Raw genomic sequence first — 7,030 nt, forward strand, 5'->3', positions numbered from 1 at the left:
TTCGTCCGGGCGCCGGATTGCGAACTAGTTGCCGCTGTGATTGGCGGGACGGACCCCGGCGGCCGTCGCGATCAGAACAGCCTCGGGCAGGGTGTGGGCGTCGAGCGCATCCATGACCCGAGCCCGGTGGATCTCCACCGTACGCGGGCTCAGGCCCAGCGTGCGGCCGATGGACTTGTTGGTCCCACCCGCCAGCAAGCCCTCCAACACTTCGCGTTCGCGAAGGGAGAGCGACGCGATCCGGGCCCGGGTCGCGTCGCTTCCGCGCGCCCGATCCGCCTCGGCGTGGATCTCGGCGAGCGCCGTCTTGACGGCGAATAGCAGCCCCCCCGGCTCCCACGGGGCTTCAAGGAAATCGCTCGCTCCCGCCTTCATGGCGCGCACGCCGAACCCGACATCGCCGCCACTCGCGCCGACCGCAACCACGGGCAGGTGCGCACGTGCCGCCTTCAGTTCGCTGAGGACAACGAGGTCGCCGCCTTCCTTCACATCGAGCAAGACGCAGCCCGGTTTCAGCGAACCCGCCATCTTGAGGAGGTCCTGACTGCTCGCAAAGGCTCGCACCTCACAACCAGCGTCCTGCAGAGTGCCGACGAGGCTGCGCCGCGCGTCGTCCCCAGCCGCAACCACGTAGGCGCGTAGGCCCGTATCGACGGTGACATCCTGGGCGATCCCGCCCGCGGATCGGATGTGCCCGTCCTCGGCCGGGATCGGGAAGAAGGTGTCGCGGATGCGACGGACCGTATGGTCGGAGGCGCGATGGATGCGGTACTCCAGATTGAGTGTCTCGCCGCCGCCGACCCGGTCCAGCGCATGGGCCGCGGCACCGCGGTCCTCCGGGTGGATGCTGGCAAGCCAACGCGCGACATCCGGCATGTCCTCGGCGAGCATACCCCAGACCCGAGCGAAGCCCGGGCTGAGATAGTTGAGCTGTCCAGTCTTCAGGTCGGCGAGCCAGAGAACGTTGGCCGAATGTTCGGCAAAGCGCCGGAACCGATCCTCGCTCGTGCGAAGGTCGCTCACTTTGTGCATGCGGTCGATGACCGGTCCCAAGATGATGGTGTAGGTGCGCAGGAACTCGGTGTCTTCCTGGATGAAGTCGCGCGGCTCCGTCGCGTCCACCTGGAGCAGGCCGTAGGGTTTCCTGCCCGGCAGGAAGATCGGAGCGTTTACCACCGCGACGACCTCGGCCTCCGTCATGAACTTGGGGAACTCGAAGCGCGTCTCCTTGCGGATGTCCTGCGTGATGACAGGCTTGCCTTCCTTGATCGCGAAGGTCTCGGAGGAGCGCTCTCCCATGGGTAAGCGCAGCCGACCAACGATGCCCGGTTTCCAGCCTACGCCCGAACGCACGAGCAGGCTTTGCCTGTCCTCATGGATCTCTAGGATTTTGGCGCGAGTGGTGCCGAGAGCCTCGGCGACGAGACGGCAGGCTTCGGTGAGCACCTCGTCAAGGTTCTCGCTGCGCAGGGCGAACTCGCCGAAATTGGCCAGCACCCGCTGGCGCCTCATCATCTGCTCTTGGATGAGCATCGAAGGTCCCCGGCGTTGAGCGATCAGGCGCTCGTCAGCGAAGGACCCTAGCTCGAACCCTGCGCATTAGCTCAATAACTTTTGTCAACACCGCGCCGGTCCTGGGTCCGAGCCCGTACAAATAGGGCTCGCCCCGGGGGGCGAACTGAACCAGCTTGGACCTGATGCTGTCCGAGAAGGTTCGGAGACAAACCTTGACCAATCAAGGCAATTGCCTTCAAATCTTTGAGGCCCGATGCTGGGTGTTTGCTGTTAAAGTAGCGGCCTTCACGGATAGACCCAGGCCCAGCGGGCTTCCTAGATCCGGCCTTAATCATTTAAACATGCCTCGCCGTTCGGCTGACATTGACCAGTGCGACGCATCGGCTGTCGATGGCACTTACACCACCGCCGTCAAGCTGATTGTGTTCAGGGCTGAGAGGCTGCGCGAGGTCGGGAGCGGTCCCTGTGACGATGCCCGCCTCGATGCATTCGCCGTCCGAAAGCGGTCGGGCAGAAAACCACCCAACTTGGTCATACAGATCGGTTCATCAGGCTGACTGGAACCGGACCTTTACAAAAGCGAGTGCAGGCCGTGACTCCAGGGGCACACCGACCAGTTGCGATCCTGAAGCGTGAAACGCTCCTCCAACTGCAGAACGTAGGGCAGAGCTCCTACCCGGCTTAGGGAAAGAGCCACGCTCCCTATGAGCACCCGAGCCTCCACCGCTAGCCAGGCGGGGCGGAGATCGCCGGGTCACACGCCGAAGGGCATCGGCCGCAAGTGGTCCCGTACGTTACGGGACCGCAGGATGGAGGTATACGGGTAGCCCCAACCCTCCACGACGACTCTAACGCTCCGCGGATCGAGCGGTGGGGTCCGTCGGCGCTGGCCGTCCAAGCTGACGGGAAGCGGTGTGTAAAGGCCGACAGCCCAACCCCGGCCTACCTGTCAAAAGGTTACACCTTCGATCCGCCGGTCGACCGACGGCGTGGCTCCGAGATCCGGACCCTTCGGTAGATGCGATGCTTTGCCCTCACCGGCAAAGCCTTGCCTCAAGGCAAGCCGGCCTCCCTCAAACGTCCACCAAGATCCAAAGTGCGCAGCGGTTAGCGGTCGGCGATCAACGCAGGCAGAATGTCCCGCAGTTCATCAAACCAGTGTGGGCACCGGGGTAAGGTAGCATCGGCCCGTCGTCCAGGAAACGCCGGCCATTCCCCGCTGGGTGGAGCCGCTGACCACGAACGCCGCTATGCGCAGTACGAACCGACCCCCATGGGAAAAGACCGCGTATAGTCGCAAACCTGTCCTCGTCTCCCGTATAAACTACTGCGGTAACGAAGCAATTTCGGCTCGTAACGAGACTCATCTGCCTCGTCTCACACGAGGCAGATGTCGCAAGTAACTGCACGCGAGCATCCTTCACCATGGTGCGGAACAAAAAAGGCGCTCGGCACGGTGGTCTTCGTTCCCGGTCCCGCTGGCGATGGACGGACGCGAAAACGCAAAAAGGGCGCCCGCATTTGCAAGCGCCCCCATTCACTGCCCCACCGACGGCACGACCAAAGAACTAGCGAGGCAGGCGCCCCGATCCCAGCACGGCTGGAACCCTGATTCGGCGATGGCTCAGATAAGCTCCATGTCCAGCTGGAAGTCGTCCGGTGGCGGCCCCTGCCGCAGCGGCTCAGGCTCATAGGACAGCTTCGTCACTCGGGTGTTGAACTCGCGTGGGTACAGGCAGCGGACGTCACGCCAACCATCGTCGTACCGCGAAACGAACGGAGGGCGAGGGCGTGCAGGCGGTGAATAATACCTTAACTGTTCCTCAAGACTCAGTTCTCGCGGCACTACCGGCTTCTTCGGCCGTGGTGGGTTACGAAGTTCGTCGCAATGTTTCGGAATGCCGGCAAGGCGGCGATCCGGGCCGAGGTTCAAGGCATGGCCGAGACGCGGCGCCATCGTGACTACGCCAGGGTCCCGCCAGGGCCACGCGATCAGATCGCTCAGCATAACATCAGTCCCGGACGTCGAATTATAAGCGTGCCGAACGACTGCCCGTGGATCGTAGCCCTTTACCTGATAATGGAACCGGTGCCAGTGGAGCCAGGGAGTTCGCTTCGTCGGACCTGTGACGCGGATGGCCCGCGGCCGTTTCCCAAGTCCGTTTCGCTCAGGCCACCCCATAGCCCAAATTCGAAACTCATCGCGCGTAGTATTTAAATGTAGTCCAAGACAGAGATAGACTGCAAGATGCGTATGCAACCCGATCTTAGGACTGCTTTCGTGGCTGAAAAAGTACACGGTCGGCAAGCTACGCTGGGAACACCAATCGTTAAATTGCTTTGTTATCTTCGAAAACAGGATCTGCGCTTGACGTGCTTCAGAAGCATCGAGCGCGCCCCACCACAGCGTTACCATCGTCTCGCAAGTTAAGCCTGAATGAGCAGCAAACGCAGCTGCCGCATAATGCTCTGCGAAATCCTTCGGCGTCACGTAAGTCGATGTGTTTGGCCGCTCAGGCCTTTCGTCAGCTGATGAGGGCACGAACAAGCGCCGGGACGGCAGCTTCCTTACAAATATATCCGGCCGCCGCTGCTGTTCTCGCTACAAGTAATCATAGCTGGAAAGGTTATCAGGCGCCTCGTCCCAAATCGCCCGCAACTTCTCCCCATAATACCCGGTTACGTGACTGAGGTCGAAATCGACACCGGGGATTGCACCACCGTGGTATAACGCTTCGCACCAAGTATCGCTGTCCGGGAATAATTCACGGCGAAAAATGGAACGTGGCCTTGGTACCATTGGTAAACTCGCGACTCGGATGCGGCGCGGCAGCATGCTCCCGACGATCTTGGCAGGGGTATCACAGCTTCGGCAGAAACGCATGAAGACCTCGCCACCAACCTCGGGGTACCGATCGCGGCGGGCGAGGCTACGGCCGAGGACGCACCCGCTTTCCCGTCATATACCTGCGTACACTCCTAACCGCCTTAAGCATTACTTTCTCCGGCCCACGAGGTTCGATGCCCATAACGCCCGCTGGGCGGATGCCTGACCGTCAGGCGACGGGCGGACGAGCTCGCGGAGGGTTGCCGCGCTGATCTCAATCCTGCTACACATCCCCAGGCGCCGCGCGAAGTAAGTGACTGAGAGACATCGGGTTTTCTGGCTGGCCGCGGCAGGTTTAGGGTCCTGGCGCCCCAGCCAATTTTTCCTTTTGTTTCAGGGGTGATGGCTACTCGGACTTCTCGGTCACAACGGAACAGACCGCGTTTTTGGGACGCACAAGAGTCTGCACCGTCTGCTGAAGCGTACGAAACAGCACCTGTGACCGTTCAGCCATAGGCTCTGGACCCCACCTCCCCTATCCCGTCCGGCCCGAATCAACTGCCAGACCCATTGCCAGCCTCACAGAAGCCCAAGCTCGTCCCCGCCGACGCGAAACTCTGGCGCTAGAGATTTCTTGACCTCCGGCCCAGCGTCGTCCCGTGCCCCGGCTTCACACTGCAATCTTGGGGCGGTGCGCACGAGGCATGTGTCGACTTCCTGGATTGGTGGGCGGACGAGGCGCTGGCGCGGCTAGACGACGCTGGAGCCGTTCGACGTTCACCCAGAGGCCGGCATCGTCCGCCCGGACTTCTGCGGCGCGATCCTGATGTCGGACGCGAAGGTCACAGCTGTCGCTGCCAACCGCATCGCTTTCGCGAACATCGCCTACTACCGCGACACGCCGGACCGTCCCGGCGGCGCGGTTCGCTTTGGCTGTTCGGACTGTGAACTGGCGGCATGTGCTATCCAGCAACTATGAACCTGCTTCGGTACTTTGATCACCCGGCGCCACCGCTCATGTTCTCTGCCGACGATTTAGACGGGGCTGTGAGAGTCTTCCTAGAAAACTCCCAAGCCTACGTTGTCATTTCAAGCAAAGGCAGGATCATCGATTTGGGCGCAATCGTTCGAGCATATGATTTCGCGAGCCGCGCCTTTGCGAGCCTCAATGTCAAGAAGGATTATCGGCGTATGGTCGTGCGTACTGCACCCTTACTGACAAGGTCGAAGAAGGCATGACCCAACAAGCGCCAACACCCGACGAAATCCCGACTGCTGTCGCGTTCTTGAAGAAGCGTGGGCGTGACGTCGTTCCTATACCAAGCGACAAGGCGGGGCTGTACAAGATCGACGGCCACATCTGCACCGGGCATGACGTTCTGAGGTACGCGGTCTTGACCGGATGGAAGGCCGGCATCAATCAGGGAAGTGCGCTGCCTCAGCCAGGGAAGAGGTGATGATGAAACTCGCTTAGATCGGCGCGGCAAGCGTCATAGCTGCCGTAGCTCTGCTCCCCACGCCGGCGAGCGCCTACTGCACGTGCGCTTGCATCAATGGGAGGGCGCAGAACGTCTGCTCAAACTCCCTCGACACTGAGATTTACTGTATGAAGTATTGTCCTGCCAACGCACTCCCACCAGGGGCGCCGCAGCGAAACCCTGATCTAGAAAGCTTCGCGTCTGAGTCGGGGGAAACGAACTTGCAGGACAAGCTTTATATCGGTGGAAGGTGACTGATCAGCAGCCGCCTTGGCGTGAGATCACCACGCACGAGTACGAATCGCGCATCTTCCCAGCGCCGACCGGTAGTGCGGCATGGATCGCATCACTCGACCGCGTCTACGACATCCTGTTCGAGCAGCAGGAAGGCAGGTGTAGGCTCCAGCCGATCCCGCGCGAGGCGGTCGACCTCAAGCGCGGACTATAGGCGAACCCGCACTGGTACTGGGACTATAGCGCCGCGCTGCCAACGATCACCTGCGTCGCAGAGACCTGGATCCAGACGAACGGCGGGCGCCGGCGCAAGGTGGGTGAGAAGGGCTTCGCGCGTTGCTCGAGAGGCTCAGCGTTGTATCGTGAGGACGGCGCCTGGCGTCTCACATTCCGGCGACGTGACCTGGCCGGTATTTTGGACCAGGCCGCCCTAATGTTTAGCTCGACATCGACGTCTCGGGGCGCTGAACCAGCACTTCGTGGTTCCGCAGCTGTGCTGCCCGAGCTTTGAAACCTACCGTTTTAACAAAAAATGGGTTCGTTCTGCGAAAACGTTGTTCAAGTACCGTTCGCTTTCAACTCGGCGGGGTGCTGGTTTGGATAATCATCTTAAACAATGGGATCGGATAAGCGTACATCTCTAAGGACCGCTTTATGTCGCTTGGAGTTGGGCGAAAGACAATCTGAATAATTAAAATATCGACTGGGGAAATATTTGGATTTAAACGCGTCCTTATTTTCATTTTGTTGATTTCGAAATAATTTTAATAATATACGTAGTGATAACATTTGTAAAAAATGAAACATCTATTAAATTTTTGTATAAACGTCATTATTGTAAGGTTTATCAGAATTATTGTTAGTTTGAGTTATAGTTTTGTGCGAACTAAAATCAGTAATTACCCACCCCCTTGCGCGGGGTGGGTTTCGCTGATTCCCTCGTGGGATGGGTCGTATCGATCTTGAGCGGCTGAGC

The 7,030-nt window shown here is 59.9% G+C and carries 4 protein-coding genes; 2 read left to right on the top strand and 2 right to left on the bottom strand.

From position 1 onward, the window contains the following. Window positions 1-24: 24 nt before the first annotated feature. Together CRT23_RS17040 and CRT23_RS27850 are read right to left on the bottom strand one after the other, a co-directional pair. Window positions 25-1,497 (bottom strand): LuxR C-terminal-related transcriptional regulator, encoded by a 1,473-nt coding sequence (locus CRT23_RS17040; protein WP_245436308.1) that lies wholly within the window; start codon window positions 1,495-1,497, stop codon window positions 25-27. 1,642 nt (window positions 1,498-3,139) lie between these two features. Beyond that, complete coding sequence (locus CRT23_RS27850; RefSeq protein WP_146056412.1) at window positions 3,140-3,523, bottom strand: hypothetical protein; 384 nt, start codon at window positions 3,521-3,523, stop codon at window positions 3,140-3,142. Window positions 3,524-5,168: 1,645 nt separating this feature from the next. Here CRT23_RS27850 and CRT23_RS28515 point away from each other — a divergent pair. Then, window positions 5,169-5,321: a hypothetical protein gene (locus CRT23_RS28515; RefSeq protein WP_181017373.1), complete on the top strand. Its 153-nt coding sequence runs from the start codon at window positions 5,169-5,171 to the stop codon at window positions 5,319-5,321. A 749-nt stretch (window positions 5,322-6,070) separates the two neighbouring features. Then, entirely contained in the window at window positions 6,071-6,268 is a 198-nt protein-coding gene (locus CRT23_RS17050; RefSeq protein ID WP_103710623.1) for a hypothetical protein, read from the top strand. Window positions 6,269-7,030 lie beyond the last annotated feature (762 nt).

The organism is Methylobacterium sp. V23 (assembly GCF_002917135.1).
In the GTDB taxonomy this organism is placed as follows: domain Bacteria; phylum Pseudomonadota; class Alphaproteobacteria; order Rhizobiales; family Beijerinckiaceae; genus Methylobacterium.

What these genes read in the sequence shown, in the direction of transcription:
- CRT23_RS27850 (WP_146056412.1), bottom strand. Translation starts at nt 3,523, where the DNA reads ATGCTGAGCGATCTGATCGCGTGGCCCTGGCGGGACCCTGGCGTAGTC.
- CRT23_RS28515 (WP_181017373.1), top strand. Translation starts at nt 5,169, where the DNA reads ATGTCGGACGCGAAGGTCACAGCTGTCGCTGCCAACCGCATCGCTTTC.